Annotated in this window: 20 protein-coding genes; 14 read left to right on the forward strand and 6 right to left on the reverse strand. The window is 57.6% G+C overall.

Annotation, left to right across the window (positions count from 1 at the left end; translation table 11 throughout):
• The first annotated feature begins 4 nt into the window (after window positions 1–4).
• The 3 genes from pgsA (at window position 5) to JDEN_RS05200 (ending at window position 1,616) form a co-directional block, all read left to right on the forward strand.
• Window positions 5–610, forward strand: coding sequence for a CDP-diacylglycerol--glycerol-3-phosphate 3-phosphatidyltransferase (pgsA, locus tag JDEN_RS05190; RefSeq protein ID WP_015771319.1), 606 nt, complete (start codon window positions 5–7; stop codon window positions 608–610).
• The gene (locus JDEN_RS05195; protein ID WP_015771320.1) at window positions 607–1,143 is read left to right on the forward strand and encodes a CinA family protein; all 537 of its coding nucleotides are present in this window, start codon (window positions 607–609) and stop codon (window positions 1,141–1,143) included. Before pgsA ends, JDEN_RS05195 begins: the two co-directional genes overlap by 4 nt.
• A 173-nt stretch (window positions 1,144–1,316) precedes the next feature.
• The gene (locus tag JDEN_RS05200) at window positions 1,317–1,616 is read left to right on the forward strand and encodes a helix-turn-helix domain-containing protein (protein WP_015771321.1); all 300 of its coding nucleotides are present in this window, start codon (window positions 1,317–1,319) and stop codon (window positions 1,614–1,616) included.
• Window positions 1,617–1,671: 55 nt separating this feature from the next.
• Here the strand turns inward: JDEN_RS05200 and JDEN_RS05205 are convergent, their stop codons facing one another.
• Together JDEN_RS05205 and JDEN_RS05210 are read right to left on the reverse strand one after the other, a co-directional pair.
• Window positions 1,672–2,526, reverse strand: coding sequence for a DNA-formamidopyrimidine glycosylase family protein (locus JDEN_RS05205; protein WP_015771322.1), 855 nt, complete (start codon window positions 2,524–2,526; stop codon window positions 1,672–1,674).
• On the reverse strand, window positions 2,513–7,369 hold the full coding sequence (locus tag JDEN_RS05210; RefSeq protein WP_015771323.1) for a DEAD/DEAH box helicase: 4,857 nt from the start codon (window positions 7,367–7,369) through the stop codon (window positions 2,513–2,515). The genes JDEN_RS05205 and JDEN_RS05210 overlap by 14 nt, the downstream gene beginning before the upstream one ends.
• Window positions 7,370–7,575: 206 nt before the next feature.
• Between JDEN_RS05210 and JDEN_RS05215 the strand changes: the two genes are divergently transcribed.
• From JDEN_RS05215 to miaB, 5 genes are all read left to right on the forward strand, one after another.
• Complete coding sequence (locus JDEN_RS05215) at window positions 7,576–7,809, forward strand: DUF3046 domain-containing protein (protein ID WP_041287831.1); 234 nt, start codon at window positions 7,576–7,578, stop codon at window positions 7,807–7,809.
• A gap of 251 nt (window positions 7,810–8,060) precedes the next feature.
• The gene (gene recA / locus JDEN_RS05220; protein ID WP_015771325.1) at window positions 8,061–9,155 is read left to right on the forward strand and encodes a recombinase RecA; all 1,095 of its coding nucleotides are present in this window, start codon (window positions 8,061–8,063) and stop codon (window positions 9,153–9,155) included.
• 5 nt (window positions 9,156–9,160) lie between these two features.
• A complete protein-coding gene (locus JDEN_RS05225) occupies window positions 9,161–9,691 on the forward strand; it encodes a regulatory protein RecX (RefSeq protein WP_015771326.1) in 531 nt (176 codons plus the stop codon).
• 122 nt (window positions 9,692–9,813) lie between these two features.
• The gene (gene rny / locus JDEN_RS05230) at window positions 9,814–11,280 is read left to right on the forward strand and encodes a ribonuclease Y (RefSeq protein ID WP_015771327.1); all 1,467 of its coding nucleotides are present in this window, start codon (window positions 9,814–9,816) and stop codon (window positions 11,278–11,280) included.
• A gap of 161 nt (window positions 11,281–11,441) precedes the next feature.
• Window positions 11,442–13,046: a tRNA (N6-isopentenyl adenosine(37)-C2)-methylthiotransferase MiaB gene (miaB, locus tag JDEN_RS05235; protein ID WP_015771328.1), complete on the forward strand. Its 1,605-nt coding sequence runs from the start codon at window positions 11,442–11,444 to the stop codon at window positions 13,044–13,046.
• A 50-nt stretch (window positions 13,047–13,096) separates the two neighbouring features.
• On the opposite strand, the gene JDEN_RS05240 is transcribed toward miaB, so the two are convergent.
• Together JDEN_RS05240 and JDEN_RS05245 are read right to left on the reverse strand one after the other, a co-directional pair.
• Window positions 13,097–13,624: a YbjN domain-containing protein gene (locus JDEN_RS05240; protein ID WP_015771329.1), complete on the reverse strand. Its 528-nt coding sequence runs from the start codon at window positions 13,622–13,624 to the stop codon at window positions 13,097–13,099.
• On the reverse strand, window positions 13,621–14,163 hold the full coding sequence (locus JDEN_RS05245; protein ID WP_015771330.1) for a YbjN domain-containing protein: 543 nt from the start codon (window positions 14,161–14,163) through the stop codon (window positions 13,621–13,623). Before JDEN_RS05245 ends, JDEN_RS05240 begins: the two co-directional genes overlap by 4 nt.
• On the opposite strand from JDEN_RS05245, the gene JDEN_RS05250 reads away from it, so the two are divergent.
• Genes JDEN_RS05250 through dapF form a run of 3 tightly spaced genes read left to right on the forward strand, consistent with a single transcriptional unit; the run spans window position 14,093 to window position 16,736 of the window.
• A complete protein-coding gene (locus JDEN_RS05250) occupies window positions 14,093–14,851 on the forward strand; it encodes a hypothetical protein (RefSeq protein WP_169304096.1) in 759 nt (252 codons plus the stop codon). The two genes, JDEN_RS05245 and JDEN_RS05250, sit on opposite strands and share 71 nt — an antisense overlap.
• Window positions 14,848–15,825 carry a tRNA (adenosine(37)-N6)-dimethylallyltransferase MiaA gene (miaA, locus tag JDEN_RS05255; protein WP_015771332.1) on the forward strand — a complete coding sequence of 326 codons (978 nt, stop codon included), beginning with the start codon at window positions 14,848–14,850 and terminating at the stop codon, window positions 15,823–15,825. The genes JDEN_RS05250 and miaA overlap by 4 nt, the downstream gene beginning before the upstream one ends.
• Window positions 15,822–16,736, forward strand: coding sequence for a diaminopimelate epimerase (dapF, locus tag JDEN_RS05260; protein ID WP_015771333.1), 915 nt, complete (start codon window positions 15,822–15,824; stop codon window positions 16,734–16,736). Before miaA ends, dapF begins: the two co-directional genes overlap by 4 nt.
• Here the strand turns inward: dapF and JDEN_RS05265 are convergent.
• Window positions 16,733–17,410: a class I SAM-dependent methyltransferase gene (locus tag JDEN_RS05265; protein WP_015771334.1), complete on the reverse strand. Its 678-nt coding sequence runs from the start codon at window positions 17,408–17,410 to the stop codon at window positions 16,733–16,735. The genes dapF and JDEN_RS05265 overlap by 4 nt on opposite strands.
• Window positions 17,411–17,554: 144 nt before the next feature.
• Here JDEN_RS05265 and hflX point away from each other — a divergent pair, with 144 nt between their 5' ends.
• The 3 genes from hflX (at window position 17,555) to JDEN_RS05280 (ending at window position 22,221) form a co-directional block, all read left to right on the forward strand.
• Entirely contained in the window at window positions 17,555–19,084 is a 1,530-nt protein-coding gene (gene hflX, locus JDEN_RS05270; protein WP_015771335.1) for a GTPase HflX, read from the forward strand.
• A gap of 85 nt (window positions 19,085–19,169) precedes the next feature.
• A complete protein-coding gene (locus JDEN_RS05275; protein ID WP_015771336.1) occupies window positions 19,170–21,179 on the forward strand; it encodes an ATP-dependent DNA helicase in 2,010 nt (669 codons plus the stop codon).
• 43 nt (window positions 21,180–21,222) lie between these two features.
• Window positions 21,223–22,221 carry an L-lactate dehydrogenase gene (locus JDEN_RS05280; protein ID WP_015771337.1) on the forward strand — a complete coding sequence of 333 codons (999 nt, stop codon included), beginning with the start codon at window positions 21,223–21,225 and terminating at the stop codon, window positions 22,219–22,221.
• A 16-nt stretch (window positions 22,222–22,237) separates the two neighbouring features.
• On the opposite strand, the gene lexA is transcribed toward JDEN_RS05280, so the two are convergent.
• Entirely contained in the window at window positions 22,238–22,963 is a 726-nt protein-coding gene (lexA, locus tag JDEN_RS05285; protein ID WP_015771338.1) for a transcriptional repressor LexA, read from the reverse strand.
• Between the last annotated feature and the right edge of the window lie 76 nt (window positions 22,964–23,039).

Below are 23,039 nucleotides of genomic sequence, written 5' to 3' on the forward strand. Positions count from 1 at the left end.
ACTAGTGAACGTACACGAAACGCGAGACAGTTCGGCACCGTGGTGGAATATTGCTAATGTCATCACGATGGCGAGAATCGCGATGGTCCCGTTTTTTCTCGCGGCTCTCCTCATCCCCGATGGGGTGGTGTGGCGGCTCGTTGCCTTGGTCATTTTTCTTGTTGCTGCCATTACTGACCGTCTTGATGGTTATCTTGCCCGTTCCCGGGGGTTGGTGACGAACTTAGGGAAGATCCTTGATCCCATCGCTGACAAGGTTCTGACGGGAGGGGCCCTTGTCGCGTTGTCGTGGTTGGGGGAGTTGCCCTGGTGGGTCACTGTGGTGATTTTAGGGCGAGAATTCGCGATCACCATGATGCGGTTTATTGTGATACGAATTGCTGTTCTTCCCGCGTCGCGAGGTGGGAAGTTGAAAACAGTGACGCAAATTGTTGCGATTTCGTTGTGGTTGCTTCCCCTGACGTCTTTACCAGGTTTCGTTACTGTTGTTGCGTGGATCGCTATGGGTGGCGCTGTGGTGGTTACTGTCGTCACTGGTGTGGAATATCTTGTACACGGTGTGCGGGTGGCACGCAATGGGCGGGGACCTGAGGGTGGCGATCGGTCGTGAACGATGTGCTCATTGGCGACCGGACTGATGATTTAGCGGCTCGGTGTGTCAGGAGCCTCATTGATCGTGGCGCGACGTTGGCTGTTGGTGAATCGCTGACGGGTGGGTTGCTTGCCGATGCTTTTGTGCGGATCCCTGGAGCTTCTCAGGTCTTTGTTGCCGGACTAGTGACGTATACGAACTCGATGAAACACGCTCTTCTCGCAGTGAGTACTGATCTTCTCAACCGCGAAGGCGCGGTACATCCTGATGTGGCGTTGGCGATGGCTGGTGGTGTGCGGCAGACCACGGGGGCATCAGTGTCCCTTGCAACAACTGGTGTGGCGGGACCAGGACCGGCCGATGGTCACCCAGCTGGACGTGCGTATATTGCCGTCATGAGCCCCGAATTCACTGCCGTGCGGGAGGTGAATTGTGATCCCGGTGATCAGGGAACCTCACAACGGAACGCGATCCGCCGATGTGTTGTTTATGAAGCTGTGGCGCTTCTCGCCGAAGCGCTCGCTGTGCCGAATCGCGAGAAACAGATGTGATGAGGGACATAAGTCAGGTACGCTCTGGCGGGAACAAGATAACGTCATCACACGTTGACACACACGTAGGGTACAGCTTAATCTCTCCGCTTCGATGGGCTGAGGGGCCCGAACGAGACTGTCCTTGCAAGACATGACACAATGGAGACACGGACACGGGAGGAGGTAGCGAGATGGTCGTACTACGCCGAGAAATCGGAGACGTGTTACGCAGTGCTCGGCAACGTCAGGGTCGTACACTCCGAGAAGTGTCCTCTGCCGCACGGGTGTCACTGGGGTACCTCAGTGAAGTTGAGCGTGGTCAAAAAGAGGCTTCCTCTGAACTGCTTGGCTCAATCTGTGACGCTCTTGACACGCCACTGTCGTTGATTCTTCGTGAAGTCAGCGATCGAGTAGCGGTTGCTGAAGGACTTGACATTCCAGACACGATCCCCGCTGACATGGTGATCGACCGCGTGCCAGCACGCGTGTAGTTCGCTCTTTGACACAACATAGGTGAGGGCTCTGTGACCGACAGTCACAGAGCCCTCACCTATGTTGGCAGGTTGGACAGTAAAAAGCGGGCCGTTGTGCAGTGGGAGGGCCAACAAGACGCCGCGCGATGGGGGTTCCGCAGCGCATGCATGGTTGCCCGCGCCGACTGTGGACATGAATACGACGCCCTGCAACAGGACGCACAACACCTCGAATAAGATGCCCGCGGATACTCGCGAGCAACGGGACGAGCGGAGTATCAGCCAGAGGGCGCATCGGCGATATTCGGTGTGTGAACAAACCCTCTGCCATGAAAATGGTACCGATACCAGAGACCACACTCTGATCAAGAAGCGTTTCCCCAATGGGGCGTGTCTGCGGCTGCGCTGCAAACCGAGACAACGCCTCAATCCAGTCTCTGTCCGACACGAGCAGAGATGTGTGTGCGCGCCGTGGGGCAAGGAAGCGGGCAGGGTCCGCACGGGCCTGGTCGAGGAGGTGAGTGGGAACACACTGGTCTGCAAGGATGTCAGGACCAAGATGCGCAATCAGATCACGTTCTCGAGCAGTGGGAACAATATCCATCATGCCGAGTTCATATCCAACACACGTCCACTCAGATGTGGCAAGCACAGCCCGCACTGTGGGCGAACTTGCCTGTGCTTCACGGCTTCCCGTGGGGACAACGCGCCAGACACCATCCATACGCAGATGTGTGTGAAGGGAGACGCCAGATGCAAACCTGACAAAAAGGTGTTTCGCATAGGCATCAACGTCGTGGACGACACCGCGGTTAAAAGCGTCCACTGACACCGAAGGCCACCGCAGATCAACGCGGGTTAATGAGTGCCCGCCGAGGACCTCATGAAGTCGATTCGCGACACTAAGCACGGTGTCACCTTCGGGCATGCGAGTTCCTTCCGCGATAGGACAACCCAGAGGGTGTGAGTGTCCACCCCGCCTGTGTCAGTGCGTCAACAATATCCGGGTGCTCATGTGATCTGACAAGGGCAAGAACCTCCATGCCGTTGATTTTTGACACTTTCATGGGGGAGACCCTGCCATCATCGACTGCCTCGCGAAGAACAGTGCACACACGGTCAAGAGTGGGACGTGGCAATGGCGCAAACACGACCGAACGGCCTGTGTGATCGACATAGCAGACGCACTCACCACGATGAATAACCACATGCGCACCAGCCCGCCGAGTTGGACGCGCCACTGAGAACGAGTCAGGCCACGCAAGTGTGCTCCCATAGGGTTGGGCAGGATCCCACACTGACAATAACCGTGTTTCACCCGGCAAGGGCCCACCCCCAGAACGTGCAGTGTCCGCCACACGCAAAGCATCCACCGCTAAAGGAGCAGCAAACTGCGAACCTCCCAGGTGCTCAACAAAGTACCCACGGCGAAGAGCGCCCGTCGTTTCAAGGTGAGACAAGGCCCGGTACAGCTCAGTAAAACGGAACCCACTATCCTCTGAGCCCAGGACTGAACGGGTGATGACGCCGTACCGATCCAACAACACAGTAGTCCAGGCGGCCAAACTCTCTTCGCGCCCTACGAAGGGGCGCGCCACCGCGGACCAACGTCCCACAAGAGTTGGGTGTTCACTCAGCCGATCTGAGTTCACAGACGCCAACTGCCCAAAACGCGACCCAAGGCGCCGGGGACGACGACTCGCCGTGGACCGCGACCGGGGTGCAGCACGCTGACGACCGAGCAACGCACGTAAGGGCGCGAATGAATCGTTCGTCACGTACCCAGCCCACACCAAATCCCACAACGCATCGCCAAGCACCGTGAACGAACAACCAAGTTGAGCAGCAAGCTGATGGGCAAAAAAACCACCAGAGTTCTCCAACACCTCCCACACATCTCGATGAATAGACTCAACAACGAAATCGTCATTGTTCTGCAGGGGCGGAACAGCAGGAAGCGTGAGGTGAGCCGACAACGGGTCATGGAACGACACGATTCCATCACGTCCACCACGTAACCCAGATAAGGATCGGTGTCCCACCCACATCACTTCACCGCCGACCATCAACTCATCAAGAAACTCAGGTCGATAACCCACGACCCGTGCCGGCAAAATATCAGCCTCCAACGTAGACACCGGAATGGGAGCCCCAACCAACTGCTCAAGAGCAGTCGCAGTCCCATCAACCCCACGCAACTCACCCAACCGGTGCCACTGAGGGAGAAACACAGCCAACGTTGAGGGCACCACAGGTTCCACATCAGCACGCAACGCCGCCAGCGATCTGCGCCGCAGTACACGCATCACATCGGCATCACAGTACTCGTCGCCCACGCCCCCAAAGGTGCTGGGCAACAATCGGCCAGCAACAACAACACCCGACGCCACCAAACGCCGCACCACGTCAAAGACCACTGCTCGGCCCACACCAAACCGTTCCGCCACATCATCGACCGTGAAAGGAACGTGAGTTTTGGCGTAACGGCGCACCATATCACCCAGCGGGTCACGCACCGGGGCTGACCACTCATCAGCGATACCCGGTGGAATAGCGACCCCCAACGCGTCCCGCAACCGACCCGCATCAACGATCGATGCCACATACTCACGTGGCCCAGAACGTGTCATCAACCGCACCGGAAAAACACGACGCGACTGCACAAGCTCCGCCACGACATCACGTGCCCAATCAACTCCGCGCGGATCAGGACATGAGAGTGCATCAACAGAACGGTTGAGATGATGGGGGTCAACCTGGACCAGGTCATCACGATCAATACCCACCCAGCGAGCACCCAAACCCTCCACCGTAATAGGGCCCCAACGCTGCAGAAAATCCCACACATCTTCCGCATGACGGAGCCGTCGATCACCCACACCAGCGAGCTCCAACGCGGTCTTCTCCACCACACCCTCATCAAGCAGATCCGCTAAATCACCGGAACCACTAGCCCCCAACAACTCAGCCAATAGCGTTGGATCCAGGGTGAGCGCAGCTGCGCGCCGCTCCGCCAAAGGCGCATCCGAGTCATAAATGAACTGAGCCGTGTACCCAAAAAGCAGGGTCTGAGCAAACGGTGACGCACGTGGAGTCGTCACCTCCACCACACGCAGCGTCCCCTCCTCAACACGTTCCATCACAGAACGCAAAGCAGGAACATCATAATCATCTTGAAGACACTCACGAACAGCTTCCAACACAATAGGAAAATCAGGGAACTGCGCCGCGACTGACAACAACTGAGCTGAGCGTTGACGCTGCTGCCACAACGGCTGACGCCGGTCTGGGCGAGCCCGAGGCAACAACAATGCCCGCCCAGCAGCTTCACGAAAACGGGCAGCAAACAACGACGAATCCGCAACGTGTTCCCGCACCAACGACTCCACCGCATCGCCAGCCACCATCAGGTCATCAAAGCCCACACCACCAGCGTTCTCTGACGCCCCATCACTCACAGCCCCGGCCACATCATAGGGATCATCCGCAGCAGGAAGACGAATAACAATCCCGTCATCGGAGTGCATCGTTGCCGTATCAAACCCATAACGCTCACGCAACCGGGCTCCAATCACCAAAGCCCACGGCGCATGAACTCGCGCGCCAAAAGGCGTATGGATGACCACTCGCCAATCGCCGAGCTCATCGCGGAAACGTTCCACGACGATCGTGTCATCAGTGGGCAAAACGCCCGTGGCTTCTTCCTGCTCACGAAGATATGAGCGCAAGTTCGATGCCGCACGCTCATCAAGACCAGCCCACACCGCATCGTCGTCGTCATGGCGGCCGCGCCGTAACCACTGCCCGATCGCTACCCCTAACGAGAAAGAACGACCCAGACCATCGCCCTTCCAAAAAGGGAGCCGCCCAGGCACACCAGGCGCCGGAGACACCAAAACGCGGTCAGGTGTGATCTCCTCAATTCGCCACGTCGACGAGCCCAACGTGAACACGTCACCCACCCGCGATTCGTACACCATTTCCTCGTCAAGCTCGCCTACCCGCTTACCGCCCACCAGCCTGACCTTCCCAGCGCGCGGAACGCCTGGCGCATCGTCCACAGACGTATCAACCACACCATCAGACACCGCTGCGGAATCGACGAGAAAGACCCCATAAAGCCCTCGATCAGGAATAGTTCCCCCCGACGTCGCAGCTAAGCGCAAGGCACCAGGACGCCCTGTCAACAGGTTTGTCGCCCGATCCCACACGATCCTCGCCCGTAACTCACCAAAATCCTCAGACGGGTAGCGCCCAGCCAGCATGTCGAGCACAGCCACAAACGTCGCATGACCCAACCCCATAAAAGGGGCTGACCTACGAATTGTTGTGAACAACTCATCCTTGTCCCAGTCATCAACGGCAAGCATCGCCACGATCTGCTGGGCAAGGACATCCAGAGGATTAGCTACCCGATGAAGAGGCTCCAACGTCCGCGTCCGCATCCGTTGCGCAATAATCGCAGCCGGAACCAACTCCCCACGATGCACCGGGAAAATGCGTCCACGCGACACTGCGCCCACACTGTGCCCCGCCCGACCCACACGCTGCAACCCAGAAGCTGCCGACGGGGGAGGACCAACCTGGACAACCAGATCGATCGACCCCATGTCAATCCCCAACTCCAACGACGAGGTCGCCACCACGCACGGCAGCACTCCATTTTTGAGATCACTCTCAGTCCTTGACCGTTCGCTGCGGCTCATCGACCCGTGGTGCGCACGAGCGATGACATGATCGACATCCAAAGCTGCCCCTGACTGCGCTTGGATTGCAGCCGCATGCATCGACCCTGCATCCGGGACATCCTGCCCCGAACGCCGAGCTGCTATCTCATTCATCCGCGCAGTGAGCCGTTCCGCACCGCGACGCGCATTAGTGAACACCAGTGTTGTGGTGTGTTGCTGAACGAGGTCAACGATTCGCTCTTCGACATGTGGCCACACCGATGCCCGTGCTCGAGGTTCTTGCGCCGCGTCCCCGGACAGCGACACATCAAATTCTCCCGTCTGTTGGGGATCATTCAGGTCCTCAAGAGGCACCTCCACGGAAATGTCGAACTTCTTGGACACAGGTGGCGCAACCACCGTGACGGGTCGGCCACCGTCTGAGATCGACCGCCCACCTGCGAGCCAGTCGGACACGGCATCTACGGGCTCGACCGTCGCCGACAAACCAATACGCCGGGCGGGGCGTTCAAGAAACGCATCGAGGCGTTCCAACGACACCGACAAGTGTGCCCCGCGCTTTGTTCCGGCAACAGAATGCACTTCGTCAATGATGACGGTGTCAATTCCGCTCAGTCCAGAGCGAGCTTGGGACGTCAACATCAGGAATAGAGACTCGGGTGTAGTGATCAAAATATCGGGTGGATGTGTGCCAAAACGTCGCCGTTCTGATGGCGGTGTGTCCCCGGTGCGTACTCCCACCTGCATCGTGTAAGGCGTGCCGCCAGTACGCGCAATAGCCTGTTCAATTCCGCGAAGGGGAGCGCGCAGGTTACGCTCGACGTCTGTTGCGAGGGCTTTGAGAGGCGAAACATAGAGCACCGAGCAACGATTGAGCGGGGAAGATGGGGCCTGGGTGCGAGCGGAGATCTTGTCAATCGCCCACAAGAACGCAGCCAATGTTTTACCTGAACCAGTGGGTGCAACCACAACTGCATGATGATCGCGGGCGATTGCGTCCCAAGCGCCCCATTGTGCCGCTGTCGGTTCATCAAAAGCGCCGGTAAACCATTCGACCGTTGGTGTGCTAAACAGTGCGCTCATGCGCGCTGTTGTCGACTGTGCCGCGCCGTGGTCATCGGTGTGTATTGGCGAAGGTTCTCCACCAGGGGCGAGACGGGAAAAGGGCGACGCTGATTCAGAAGTCACTGTTCCATTGTGGCGGTGGTGTGTGACATCCGCACTGGGCGGACTTGAGAAAGGGGGAAATCACAGCGATGTGTGGCCGGGGCCGTGGCAAGATGAGGATCATGCGATTACGAGACTTCTGGCTCCTTGTTGATGAGGTTTTTGATCCTCGTTACGGACGCACCCTCGTGTCAGAGCACCATCTGGATGCGCTGGATAACCTCACCGCCGCGCAAGCCCTTGAGCGTGGTGCGGAACCTCGCGATGTGTGGCATGCGTTGTGTGACTCACTTGATGTTCCTGACCGTACTCGGTGGGGGCATGACCCGTTTCGTCAGGCACCGCCACGGCGCTAACGAGAAAAACCGGCGCTGCGACATGCCGTGCCCAACCTCGCGTTCGAACATGTGTTCGGTATAGTGGGTCATGTCCCATGGGAATGTGAGCGGTATCAAGTTGGCAGCGTGGGGCTGTCATTCTCCTGTGGATACAACGCCATATGTCAGTGGGGGTCGGTATTCTTCCAAGGAGCACGGCATCCGCGTGGGTGCGAGAACAATCAGCGGCAGGGCTTTGCATCCTGCCTCAGAGAATGGATCAATGAGTCATGGCTGTCACTCCGGATCGTGAAAAAGCTCTCGAAGCAGCACTCGGGCAAATCGATCGTCAGTTTGGTAAAGGATCGATCATGCGTTTGGGTGATGACAATCGCCCGAAGGTGGATATCATCCCCACGGGGTCGATTGCGCTTGACGTTGCCCTTGGTATTGGTGGGCTTCCGCGCGGGCGAATCGTTGAGGTGTATGGGCCAGAGTCCTCTGGTAAGACCACCGTTGCGCTGCATGCTGTTGCCAATGCGCAAAAGAACGGCGGGATCGCTGCATTCATTGACGCCGAGCACGCTCTTGACCCGGTGTATGCACAGAAGCTAGGGGTTGACACAGATGCGCTCCTTGTGTCGCAACCGGATACGGGTGAACAAGCCCTCGAAATTACGGACATGCTCATTCGTTCCGGGGCCATTGACCTCATCGTCGTTGACTCTGTGGCGGCTCTCGTTCCCAAAGCGGAAATTGAAGGCGAGATGGGAGACTCCCATGTTGGACTTCAAGCGCGGTTGATGTCCCAAGCTCTGCGTAAGATCACCGGAGCATTGTCCACCACGGGCACGACTGCAATCTTCATCAACCAGCTGCGGGAAAAAATTGGTGTGTTCTTCGGTTCTCCTGAGACGACAACGGGTGGTAAAGCACTGAAGTTCTATGCATCAGTGCGTATGGACATTCGTCGAATTGAGACACTCAAAGAAGGGTCGGAACCGGTAGGTAACCGCACGCGAGTAAAGGTTGTCAAGAATAAGATGGCGCCCCCCTTCAAGCAGGCAGAGTTTGACATCCTTTATGGTGTGGGGATTTCTCGAGAAGGCAGCCTCATTGACATGGGTGTGGACAATGGCATCGTCCGCAAGTCGGGCTCGTGGTTTACCTATGAAGGCGACCAGCTCGGCCAAGGAAAAGAAAACGCGCGTAAGTTCCTGCGTGATAACCCTGAACTTGCTGCAGAAATCGAGCGGCGCATCATGGTGAAACTAGGAATCATTGATGGGCCTGAGGGTGCAGAGGATGCAGATGCTGCAAAGGACGCGTCGGTTACTTCCCCTCCTGCATCGGTCAAGAAGACAGCTGACGCAAAGAAGAAGTAACTGCCATGCAGTTTGTGTCCTACGACGAGGCGGATATCCCTGAGGAATCTCGGCTCCGAGTTGATCCAGAGCTTGAACGGGCCCGTCATGTTGCGCTGTCGATTCTTGCTTCAGGTCCTCGGAGTCGAGCCGACCTGGAAAAGCGGTTGGAACAGCGGGGCCATGAACCGGATGTTGTGTGTGAACTTCTCGACAACTTTGAGCGAGTTGGTCTCCTGAATGACGCCGACTTTGCAAGTACCGTGGCACGCACGCGGTTTCGTGAACGTGGGCGCGCGCGAAGGGCGATTGCTGAGGAACTGAACCGAAAGGGGCTGGGGCAGGCTGACATTGCCGAGGCTCTTCAAGAGATCACTGAGGACGACGAACGTGCTGCGGCCCTGAGTCTTGCCCGGAAGAAATTCGCGATGGATCGCCGTGGTGATGCCGCTGCCCGCCAGCGGAGGCTGATTGCCTACCTGGGGAGGCGAGGCTATTCCGCGGACATTGTGATGTCATGTGTCGCAGCCGTGACTTCTGCCACAGAAGAAGGATGAGTAGGGAAACCGTGACATTTGTTGCCGTGTATGGTCAGTGAGAGTCGGTGCTTTGTATTACGGTGGGATAACGATCCGCCACCGTGACGGTTCGTCATTAACGTGATCAGTGAGAAAACACCATGAACCTTGACGAATCCGGGTTTATTGTCGCAACGCTACTTATCGCTCTCATCGCGCTGCTTCTGGTTTTGGCAGCACGCCGTGACGCACAAGTGGTTCGTGACAATGCCCGAACTGATGCTGACCATCTCATTGCCTCTGCCGAGCGGCGGGATAAAGAATCCCGTGACCGAGAGTCACGCCTCGACGAACGTGAGCGGCAACTCGATGAGGCACGCGACACGATAGCAACCGAACAACGCGACATTGCGGAACAACGGGAGCGCCTTGACAGGGACCGAAAGGAGCACCAATCTCAACTCAGTGCGCAGCATCGGCAACTGACTGCAGAACTGGAACGAATCAGTGGGCTCACAGCCGACCAAGCAACTCTACAGTTACGTGAGCAAATAGCAGCCGACAATGATGCCTATGTGCGAACCGCACTTCGTGAGCGAGAACTCCTGACCCGAACCAAGGCTGACGCCCAAGCGCGCAGAATCATTGCCGATGCCATGTCCCGGTTAGCAGTTCCTGTCTCCACACAGATCGCACAAGAAGCGGTAGAGTTGCCGGCCCCAGAGTTCCGGGGGCGCATCATCGGTAAAGAAGGGCGCAATATTCGCACCTTTGAGGCGCTCACCGGTGTGGATGTGATCCTTGATGACGACTCATCAAGTGTGGTGCTGTCATCCTTCGATGCAGAGCGCAGGGATGTAGCTGTGACCGCCATGAAGGAACTGATCGCTGACGGGCGAATCCACCCCGGGCGCATTGAAGAAGTCGTTGCCGGTGCTCGAGAGTCAATGTCTAGCCGTACTTTGAATGTTGGATATGACGCGGTCAAGGCTGCTGGGGTTGGTCCACTGCCCACAGAACTGGTTGCGACGATCGGACGGTTACGGTTTCGAACCTCTTACGCTCAAAACGTTCTCGATCATTGTGTGGAAACCGCACTCATTGCGGGAGCGATCGCCGACGAGCTTGGAGCTGACGCTGCCGTTGCGCGACGCGCTGGTTTGCTCCACGATATTGGAAAACTTATGACCGCGGCCCAACCTGGTTCCCATGCGAAGTTAGGTGCGCAACTGATCCGTGACTATGGTGAGAGCGAAGACGTCGCACATGCGGTGCGCGCCCACCATGGTGAAGAGGAATTCCGCACCGTTGAAGCGGTCATCGTCCAGATCGCCGATTCTATCTCCGCTGCACGCCCAGGTGCTCGACGCGACGACCTGTCGAGCTATGTGGAACGTGTCACACAACTGGAAGACGTGGTTACTGCTCACGAGGGTGTCGCTCATGCCTACGTGGTGTCTTCGGGGCATGAGATCCGGGTTGTGGTCGAGCCGGAACGTGTCACAGATGATGACCTTCATGTACTGGCGGGAACCATTGCTGATGCGGTGCAGCAGCACACAACGTTTCCTGGTGAAGTTGCCATTACTGTTATCCGTGAAACGCGCGCCACCTCCAGGGCAGGTTAGCCTCTGGGCGCATGTGCAGGAACGCGGTGTACGGCATCGATGGGTATTCAGGTGTGAGGGATACCTCGGTGCCGCGAACCCAGGAAATTCGTGGCCTTCCTTGGTGAGCGCCTATCCTAACTAGGTACCTGTGTCAGCCGTATGGAAAGCAGCTTCCCACCATGACATCCCCACATGTTCCGCAACGTGCGTTGGACACCCAACCTCGGACCTACACCGTGAAGACCCTTGGGTGCCAGATGAACGTCCACGATTCTGAACACATGGCGGGGTTGCTTGAGCAAGCAGGGTATGTGAAAGCCCCCGATGGATCAGATGCCACTGGCGACGCGGACATTGTGGTCATCAACACCTGTGCAGTGCGGGAAAACGCAGCCAATAAGCTGTATGGCCAGCTAGGGCAGCTCGCAGCGATCAAACGCACCAAACCAGGAATGCAAATTGCTGTTGGTGGTTGCTTGGCCCAAAAAGATCGCGGAGTGATCGTTGAACGCGCCCCGTGGGTGGACGTTGTTTTTGGCACCCACAACCTCGATGTGTTGCCGGTGTTGTTGGAACGCGCACGCCACAACGAGGAGGCTCAGGTTGAGATCGCCGAGTCGCTCCAGGTGTTCCCGTCGACCTTGCCAACGCGGCGAGAGTCGGTTTATGCGGGTTGGGTCAGTATTTCTGTGGGGTGTAACAACACGTGCACTTTTTGTATCGTTCCGCATCTGCGCGGTAAGGAACGTGACCGTCGCCCCGGTCAGATCCTTGCCGAGGTTGAGGCCCTTGTCGCTGCCGGTGCTGTGGAAGTGACTTTATTGGGACAGAACGTCAATAGCTATGGCGTCGAGTTCGGGGATCGAGGAGCTTTTGCCAAGCTCCTTCGTGCCTGTGGTGATATTGAAGGGTTGGAGCGTGTTCGGTTCACCTCGCCGCACCCCGCAGCGTTCACTGACGATGTCATCGAAGCGATGGCTCAAACTCCTAACGTGATGCCATCCTTACACATGCCATTGCAGTCGGGATCGGATCGAATCTTGCGCGCGATGAGACGTTCTTATCGATCAGAGAAGTTTTTAGGAATCCTTGATCGAGTGCGCACCGCAATGCCGGATGCGGCGATCACCACGGATATTATTGTCGGTTTTCCTGGGGAGACGGAAGAAGATTTCCAGGCGACCCTTGATGTTGTCCGGCAGTCACGATTCGCGTCAGCCTTCACGTTCCAGTATTCGCCTCGACCGGGAACGCCGGCTGCGACGTTAGATGGGCAACTGCCTAAAGAGGTGGTTCAAGAACGCTATGAGAGACTTCTTGCTGCTCAAGACGAGATCAGTGCTGCAGAGTCACAAGCACTTGTCGGCCGAACGGTTGAGGTGCTTGTCGCCGAGTCCGATGGGCGCAAGGATGACGCGAACCATCGTTTAACCGGGCGAGCCCAAGACAATAGACTGGTCCACTTCGCGTTGCCGAAGGGCGTGGATTGGGATGGTGCACAGGTTCATCCTGGTGATATACGCCTAGCAGATGAGGTCCCAACGCTTGTTCCCCGCCCGGGGGACATGGTGAAGGTGGATGTCACGCGGGGAGCCCCGTTTTATGTTGTTGCCGACTCAGCGGTCAATGGGGGGCGGTTTGAGGTACGGCGCACCCGGGCGGGGGATGCGTGGGCTCGCCGTGAAAAAACTCGGTTGGGGCTTCTCGCTGAAGAACACTCCCATGGAGGGCCGCCGACTACTGCTGGTGGAGTACTTCTGGGTATGCCACAACGACGTCAGTGACGTAGTTGAGAGATGGGGGAGCACTTCTTGTTTCCTCACCCACTGATGCGTTACGTCTGTGGCGGGTCTGTGTCGTTCTCGGGGTTGTCAGGAAGGACTGTGCGGGCCATGTGGTCGTAGAACTGCGCAGTTGTCTGCAAGGCCACGTGGAGGTAGTAGTCGAGTTGATCACTGGTGGCCCCGTCACAAAAGTCATGGGTGGTTTCCGTGTAGGCGGCCCATGATTGAGGGCCTTCCTCGCGAAGGAACACTTTGGGCCAGAGGTGATCGCGGTTCCAATCACTGACTGCCAGGAGCGCGGCGTCCATTCCTTGTGGTCCGATGGCTCGTTGCCACCGTGACCGCACTTGAAGGAATGTTTCCTCTGGTCCAAGCAGGAGGAACCACACCGTGTTCCCGTCCCACACCCCAACTATGTCGCCGTCAGAGTCTCTGGTGTGTTGGTATCCCGCTGCGGTGAGGACATGCGCGACACGTTCTCGGGTGACGGGTGTGACAGGACGTTTGACGGCATCGTTGTGTTCTGCCTCTTGGACGGTATGGCCTCGAAGCTTGCTGAGAAGATCACGGATAGTCATGGTCGGTGCAGTGCCGGGTCGGGGATGTGGCGGTCTAGTTCGTCAAAGAACTGAGTGGTTGTTTGGATGGCACAGGCAAGGGTGGTGCCGACCTGGTCGTAGGTGGCCCCGTGCTCGAAATCCATGTTTGATTCGCCATACACTTCGATGATTCCGTCATCGCGAACCCGGTGGTATGCCTTAGGCCATATCTTTGTGGTGTTCCAGTCGTTACATAACGCCCGGATCTGTTCGGCGCGCTCAATTGTTGCGTGCCGGTTCCACCGGCCTCGAATGTGGAGGACTTCTTTGTGTTGTCCGATGAGAGCGAACGTGAAGATACGCGCAGTGTGGATTGCGCCGGCTGTGCCGTCGGAATCGATGAAATACGGCAGGTCATGCGCGGTCAACCACGTGGTGATGTGGTCTTGACTGAGCGGAATTGGGACAGAGGCGTCAGCGTGGCGTTGGTGATGTACACGTCCAGGCGTGACCGTTGTCTCCGCTCGTGTTCCTCCTGTGATTCGGGATCGTAAGGTCCTCCAGTTCATGGTGCCCATAGGTCAAGAGTACCTGGCGTTGCTGGTGTGGGTGGGCGACGGTGCTACCGTGATGGTCGTGACTGGTGTGATCGTTATGAGTGAGGCGTCGCCGATGGTGCTTCCGGGGGTTGGGGGAGCGGCGGATCCTGGCGCCCAGCTGCGTGAGGTGATGCTGTCGATGGTGGCTGGTGTGGCGGCTGATCTACCGTGGGTTGTGCTCAGTGAGGAACCACGTGATGGGATGCGTGCTGGCTTTGGTGTCACTGATGAGACGTGGACGTGGGAGCAGGTGAGGTCCACATCGTTTCTTGAGGTCTACGGTGCTTTGGGGATCAACGTGAGAGTTCCGGCGCTGAGCGGCATTGTGAGGCGCTGGCCGCGCGTTCTGCGGGGGCAACTCGAGCGCCACATGGTTAGTGTGGGGGCTGAGGTGGTGCGGTGGCTCCTGGTTCACGCCTATGACCACGTGCCAGGGGGTGTTGCGCCGCCGTGGGTGCGTTTCATTGCTGGAGTTGATAAATCTGCGTGGGCGCACATTTGTGCCACTGACGTCAATGTGCTGATTGCACGTCCTGTTCGTTGTGATCGTAGTGGTGTGCCAGCAGACATTGATGTGTGGGGGACAGAGGTTGATGCGTGGGTTGGAGATGCGGTCAGTGTCGGGTGGGTGTTGGTTTCGCCGGAGCAGGGTGAGGTGCTGTTGTGAAGGGTGAGCTACCTCCGTTGGTGGCGATTGTGGGCCCGACGGCGACGGGGAAGTCGTCGTTGGCGGTTGCCGTTGCACATGCGTTGGGCGGGCCTGATCGGGTTGAGATCGTGTCGGGTGACGCGTACCAGTTGTACCGCGGCATGAGTATTGGGACCGCCGCGATGACGATGCACGAGCGGCAGGGGATTGTGCACCACCTTGTTGGTGTGGTTGACCCCCAGGTGGATTTGTCTGTTGCGCAGTATCAGCGTGATGCACGCGCTGCAATTCAGGATGTTGAAATGCGCGGTAAACGGGCAATTTTGGTGGGTGGGTCGGGTTTGTATATTCGCGCCGTTGTGGACGATATGCAGTTCCCTGGTACTGATGATGCGGTGCGGGGTGAGCTGGAGAAGCGGGCAGCTGAACATGGCAGTCAGGCGTTGTTTGAGGAGTTGGTTGCGCGTGATCCACAAGCAGCGCACCGGATGGGGGCGTCCAATGAGCGTCGTATCATTCGGGCGTTGGAAGTCATCACGATCACGGGTCGTCCGTTTACTGCTTTTTTGCCGCAAGCAACATATGTGCGCCCTACTGTGACGATCGGGGTGGATTGTGATCGGAGTGTGCTGGATCAACGGGTCGAAAGTCGTGTGCACACGATGATCTCTCAAGGTCTTGAGGACGAAGTGCGCAGTGTTCTCCAGCAGGGGATGGGGCGGACTGCGTCGCGAGCCGTTGGTTATGCGGAATTTCTCCGCTATTTTGATGGGGAAATTTCCCGGGACCAAGCAGTTGCTGACATCATCACTCACACCCGCCGCCTGACACGCAAACAGATGGGCTGGTTTGGTAGAGATTCACGCACGCAGTGGATCGATGCGCTATCCCCATCTGTCCTGCACGATGCGTTGGTGTGCATTGATCGTGCCGATCACGGTGAGATCTTTTTGTCCGACACCACGCCCACACGTCGTAGGCTGGGTACATGACGACTTTGCCCTTCACTAAAGGCCATGGCACCCGCAACGATTTTGTGATCCTTGATGATCCACAGGGCGCTATTGATCTGACCGAGGAGCTCGTGCGGGCTCTTACTGATCGCCGTTCCGGTGTGGGCGCAGATGGGGTCATCCGGGTGATGCGTGCCCAGTTGAGCGAGGAAGTCCGTGATCTGGTGACAAGAGATCCGCGCGTCGAGTGGTTTATGGATTACCGCAATGCTGATGGGTCTATTGCGTCGATGTGCGGAAACGGTGTCCGAGTTTTCGCCCGCTTCCTCGAAGAACGTAAAGGTGTGACGGCCCTGGGCGCGGCATACCCCATTGCTACCCGGGCTGGCATTCGCACGATACGAAAGATCGGTGACTGGTATGAAGTTGGAATGGGGCCAGCCCAGTTTCTCGATGACACTGCAGCCCGCACAACCGGTCATGACGCAACAGTAACGATCCCGATGCAACCTCACGAGCCGGCGCGTCCAGGGATTTCCGTATCAATGGGCAACCCGCACACGGTTGTTGCCCTCCCCGATCATGACACTCTCGCTGAACTAGATCTCACCCGCTCACCGGGAGTAGACCCGGTGCCTGTGCACGGAACAAACGTTGAGTTTGTTGTTCCTGACGGCGTGGACACAGCAGCGGATGGAACAGTTGTTGGGCGAGCTTCTATGCGTGTGTATGAACGAGGTGTTGGTGAAACTCAATCATGTGGGACTGGCGCGTGTGCAGCAGCTGCAGCGCTCCACCGATGGGCCGGAGAGTCTTCGCCACGGACATGGACAATCACTGTCCCCGGAGGAAGGGTCCAGGTGACTTTAGGGACTCACGAGGTGTTGCTCGCAGGCCCCGCTGAGCTTGTTGCTGACGGCCACATCACGATCACTTCATTGAATGTTTAGTGGTCTGGCCGAGCAACCTGTTCAGCAACGTGCACTGTTTCGAGCACTCGAAACCCCTTCGCGCTGGCCCGCTTGGTTGTGACATACCGCCCTGGGGTCACCCGATCTTCTCCAGCGAATTGGGCGTTCATCCATCTCATCAACGAATCAGCACCCAAATGGCGTTGGACAACCCATACAGCCCGCCCACCTGGGCGCAGCCGCACCAACCATTGCGTAATTAAGGCGTGTAGTGCTTCTTTGCCAATACGGATCGGCGGGTTCGACCACAGCTCATCCACCACAAAATCCTCAGGAATATCTGAGGCAAGAACCGCGTTGATGCAGTGAAGATCAAGACGCTGCGCGTTGCGTGCCGTCAAAGCAACGCTTCGCTCATTGACGTCCACCGCCCACACCTGAGCATCGGGATTACGCATCGCCATTGTGAGGGCAATAGGACCCCACCCGCACCCCACATCAACCACCGTGCCGCTGGGTGGGGCACCCACTGTCCGGAGTAAAACAGAGGTGCCTGTGTCGATGTGGCCAGGAGAAAACACTCCCGCTGATGTCATCACCTCGACGTCTCGACCGTCAAGACGAACCGGGATCACCCGGGTGTCATCCTTTGACGTGGGGGAAACGTCAAAATACTGGTTGGTCCCCTGTGGGGCTTGCGCATCACTCACCATCCAAGCCTACCGCCACACACACCAGCCAACAGAGAACCACAACCGAAAAAGCCGTGCTCGCGTCTCCACGCCATGGCACGATAGCGACAGCAACGCCCAGCACAAGAGCACTACACTAGAAACACCCATTGACGAGAGGCATGCATGCACGACGATAATTCTCCCCGTTTGCCCACAGAACACACACAACCCGGGGAGACTCGCGCCGAAAGGGACGTGGCAACAGACGTTGTCCAACGCATCCTCGCGCGCGCAGGAACAGCCGTCCAGGACGGCGATACCACGCACTCCCGCTTTGACGGTGACCAGCTCGATCTTGCCGAGCGCAGCGCGCTGCGACGAGTCCAAGGTTTATCCACTGAACTCGATGACGTCACTGAGGTGGAATACCGCCAACTGCGCCTCGAGCGCGTGGTGCTGGTTGGGCTGTATACCCGCGGAAGCGCTCAAGAAGCCGAAGTGTCGTTGCGTGAGCTGGCTGCGCTCGCCGAAACCGCCGGATCTCAAGTTCTTGATGGGTTGCTTCAACGCCGTGCAACACCGGACCCTGGAACATACCTGGGATCAGGAAAGGCAAGTGAACTGGCCGACATCGTGCAACAGGTCGGTGCGGACACGGTCATTGTTGATGGTGAACTTGGTCCCTCACAGCGGCGCGCGTTGGAAGACATCATCAAGATTAAGGTGATTGACCGCACTGCTCTCATCCTCGACATCTTCGCTCAACACGCGAAATCACGGGAGGGCAAAGCCCAGGTTGAGCTCGCCCAACTGGAATACCTCCTGCCACGGCTTCGAGGATGGGGCGAATCCATGTCTCGCCAAGCTGGTGGCCAAGTGGGTTCGGCGGGCGCGGGGATGGGAAGCCGTGGTCCTGGTGAAACGAAGATTGAACTTGATCGTCGCCGTATTCGCACACGAATGGCGAAACTACGCCGTGAAATCGCCGCAATGAAACCGGCGCGAGAGGCGAAACGTTCCTCGCGTCGAAAAAACGCAGTGCCAGCGGTTGCGATCGTGGGGTACACAAACGCCGGGAAATCCTCGCTTCTCAACGCGCTCACGGGGGCTGGTGTCCTGGTGCAAAACGCACTGTTTGCCACCCTCGACCCGACTGTTCGCCGGACGAAAACTCCCGATGGACGGGTCTATACTCTCGCGGACACTGTCGGGTTTGTGCGTCACCTTCCCCATCAATTGGTCGAAGCTTTCCGATCTACCCTTGAGGAAACAGCTGACGCCGACATCATCGTCCATGTTGTGGATGGAGCTCATCCAGATCCAGCCGGACAAATCGCCGCGGTGCGCACAGTCCTTGCCGATATTGACGGGGTGAGCGACATCCCTGAGATCATCGTTGTGAATAAAGCTGACATTGCGCCGCCAGAGGCAATTGCGCAGATCCGCTCCATGGAACGTGACGTGTGGGCGGTATCAGCGCACACCGGGGCGGGTATCGAGGAACTGTTAGGGCACATCGCTGATATCCTTCCTGCTCCGGGAGTCGAGATCCATCTCACGGTTCCGTACCACAGAGGAGATTTGCTCTCACGGATGCACGCTGAGGGCGAGATTGATGAGTTACGCCACACTGAGCAGGGAACATTTGTAGCGGGTAGGGTGCCCGAAGACCTTGCTGCTGACCTTCACCGAGTAGCGATTGACGGAGAATAGCAAACCAGGTGCCGCGAGCGTGTTTCACAGGTGTGAGTGTGTGGACGCTGCGAGTCTTTCGGGTGACACCCACTAGCATGGCACTGTGACTCCTCCCGCAACCGCTTCCGCTACGGTGAACTCGTTACTTGACATTGTTGTGACGAGCCTCGGTGGGGCGCCGCGACGTGGGCAGCAAGACATGACTTCCGCCGTGTTTGATGCAATGGAAGGTCATCATCCGCTGATTGTGCAAGCGGGTACCGGGACGGGGAAGTCCATGGCTTACCTTGTTCCGGCTGTCGCGCACGCCGTTGCAACTAACGAACGTGTGATTGTTGCGACCGCCACACTAGCGTTGCAACGTCAGATCATGACTCGTGACTTGCCTTTGCTTTCTCAGGCGCTCCAACCGCATCTCGATCGGCAACCAGATGTGGCGTTGCTGAAAGGGTGGAGCAACTATGTGTGCCTCCACAAGGCACAGGGGGGGTACCCGCAGGAGGAGGCCACACTTTTTGCGCCGGACGATCCCGTTCCGGCTGCAGGGACAAGCACGGCAGATCACCCCGATACCGCTGAGGTGGAGTCCCTGGCTGACCAGATGCGACGCATTGTCACCTGGGCCCGAGACACCGACACCGGGGATCGCGACGACTTAGTTCCGGGTGTCTCTGATCGTGCGTGGCGTGCGATGTCCGTGGACAAGCTGGAGTGCATTGGTTCATCGTGCCCGTTGATCCATGAGTGTTTTCCCGATAACGCCAGGAAAACTGCGTTTGATGCTGACCTTGTCGTCACGAACCACACGATGTTGGGAATTGCCGCCTCTGGTTCAGCGGGTGTGTTGCCAGAACATGACGTCATTATTGTCGATGAGGCACACGAACTTGCTGATCGTGTGACGTCGGCTGCGACTGTTGATCTTTCTGCGGGGTCCATCGACAAGGCGGCGCGTCTTGCTCGCCGCCGTGGCGGACGTGTGACAGATGCGCTTGATGACGCCAGCGCCCAGTTAGCGCTCGCCCTGATTAATCAGCCGGACCAGACGTTCACCGGTGGCTTGCCCGCTGAGCTTCACGATGCGGTCAGTGCTGTGCGTGACGCCTCCCGGCTGTTGGTGTCTGAGTTGAAACCGGAAAAGAAGGACGACACCGCTGATGCAGGGTTAAAACAAGCGCAGGCTGCTGTTCTGTCGATCTTTGAGATCGCGGAACGAATGACGGCTGAGGACACATCCGCCGACGTGCTGTGGTGCGCCAGGCCGCGGATTGGTTCTGATACGGCGCCCCCTCGTCTGTATGCTGCCCCATTGAGTGTGTCGTCGTTGTTGGCTCAAGCGCTGTGGCCGGAGCATACTGCGATCCTCACCTCAGCAACGTTGGCTATCGGTGGGAACTTTGATTCGGCAGCTCGAACCGTGGGGTTGGCTGGGGTGGACGACCTTGTCACCAAGGATGTCGCGTCACCTTTTGACTATCCGCGTCAGGGAATTTTGTATCTTGCTCGCGATTTACCTGTTCCTGGATCAAGCCCAACAACTGATGACCAGCTCGCCCATATTGAGGAGCTCATCAACGCTGCGCATGGGCGGACATTGGGCCTTTTCTCCTCGCGAAAAGCTGCGCAGCGAGCCGCAGAAGTTCTCAAAGAACGCGTGAGTTACCCGATTTTGCTCCAAGGAGAGGACCAGTTGCCCACACTTGTGCGGCTGTTCCGTGAAGACCCCCAGACATGTCTTTTTGGGACTTTGTCGTTGTGGCAGGGTGTTGATGTCCCAGGGGACGCATGTCAGCTTGTTGTGATCGATCGGATTCCGTTTCCTCGACCAGATGACCCCGTTCGTTCGGCGCGCACGAAAGCAGTGGCACAATCAGGGGGGAATGGTTTCATGACAGTGGCTGCTCATCATGCTGCGCTTCTCCTCGCGCAAGGAGCCGGACGGTTGATTCGGTCAACTGATGATAAGGGTGTTGTGGCCATCTTGGACCCACGGATTGCCACAGCGCGATACGGCCAGTACCTTCTATCTGCTCTGCCTCCGATGTGGCGAACCACGCAGAAAGCTACCGCAGTCTCAGCTCTTCACCGTTTAACCTCTCGCAGCGGTGACTAACCCGGTACAGTGTTGACCAGCACCGACTACGCAAGGAGACACCATGTACTTTGAGCCTCAGCCAAGTGATTCCCTACAAGCTGCACGCCCGGAGCGGCGGACCTCAAAGGTAGCTATTGTGGGCGCAGGTGCGGTGGGAGCGACCATGGCATACGCAGCATTAATGCGCGGCTCAGCACGAACTGTAGCTCTCTATGACATCAATGCGGCAAAGGTTAAGGCCGAGGTTCTTGATCTTGCGCATGGGATTCAGTTCATGCCTATGGCTGAGGTTATTGGGTCCGACGATGTTGAGGTATGCCGGGATGCTGACATCATCATGGTGACTGCAGGGGCCAAGCAGAAGCCTGGGCAAACACGTATCGATCTTGCGGCAGCCACTATTGGATTGATTAAAAAGATCTTGCCGCAATTGCAAGACGTTGCACCCAACGCGGTGTACGTCATGGTGACTAACCCTGTCGATGTTGTGACTTACGCTGCTCTGAAAGTCTCTGGTCTTCCCCGTGAGCAGCTGTTTGGTTCTGGTACAGTCCTTGACTCTTCCCGTCTCCGCTATGTTCTGGCGCGTGAGTGTTCGGTTGCCGTCCAAAATGTTCACGCCTACATGGTCGGTGAACACGGTGACTCAGAATTTCCGTTGTGGAGTTCGGCAACGATTGGTGGTGTCCCACTCCTTGAGTGGCCCGGGATCGATGGTCTTAGCCCCTTGTCGGAGGCACGCCGTGAGCAAATCGCTGACGAGGTTGTGTCCTCCGCATACCGAATTATTGAGGGAAAAGGCGCCACTAACTATGCCGTAGGCCTTGCGGGGTCACGAATCATTGAGGCGGTCCTCAATGACGAACACCGGGTGCTACCTGTATCAACCGAACTCCGTGACTACTACGGCGTGTCCGATGTGTGCCTTTCAGTTCCCTCCGTGGTGGGGAGAAATGGATGCACAGAACGCCTGTTAGTACCCATGTCTGATAGCGAACAACGGCGTTTGCGTGACTCTGCACAGTCGTTGCGGTCAGTCGCTCAGCAGTTTGGTTTCTAACATGTGGTGGCGCGCCCTACATGGCACGAATCACTGAAACAACTTTTCCAAGGATCTCGGCGTCATCACCAAGGATGGGGTCGTAAAGCGGGTTGTGAGGCATGAGCCACCGGTGCCCATCTTTGAGTTTAAGCGTTTTCACTGTGGCTTCACCATCGATCATGGCTGCGACGATCTCACCGTTTTCGGCAACACCTTGTCGACGCACGACAACGAAGTCTCCGTCACAGATGGCTGCATCAACCATGGATTCTCCCGACACCCGAAGCATGTATAGTTCGCCATCGCCAACAAGTTGGCGGGGCAGAGTGAACACATCTTCAATGTCTTGGTCAGCCAAAATAGGTGCACCCGCGGCAATGCGTCCCACAAGGGGAACCGGGCGGAGATCGGATGTTCGTGAACCGTGGGGGATCATGACCACGTTCTCAGTGTTCCTCGAGGAATGATGCAGGCCAGGATCCGGTGAAGGAGAGGACGTGTCCTTCTCTCGAGGAGTGGGAATAACCTCAATCGCGCGTGGTCGGTTGGGGTCGCGCCGGACAAAACCGCGTTCTTCGAGCACCTTGAGTTGGTGTTTCACGCTGGAGGGGCTAGTGAGGCCGACCTCTCGGCCGATCTCCCGCATGCTCGGCGGATAGCCTCGATCTTTCAGAGATTGAGTGATGCAGGCCAACACTGCACGTTGACGCGATGTCAGTGGTGCGTCAGACAGGTGCTGTGGTGTGGATTGCTCGGTCATGCGATCTCCTGTCGTGCACGCAGTAGGCGTCAGCAGCGAGACAGGGAGGTGCTGAGAGGTCTCGCTTAACGCTTTC

It is taken from the genome of Jonesia denitrificans DSM 20603, assembly GCF_000024065.1.
Taxonomy (GTDB): Bacteria; Actinomycetota; Actinomycetes; order Actinomycetales; family Cellulomonadaceae; genus Jonesia; species Jonesia denitrificans.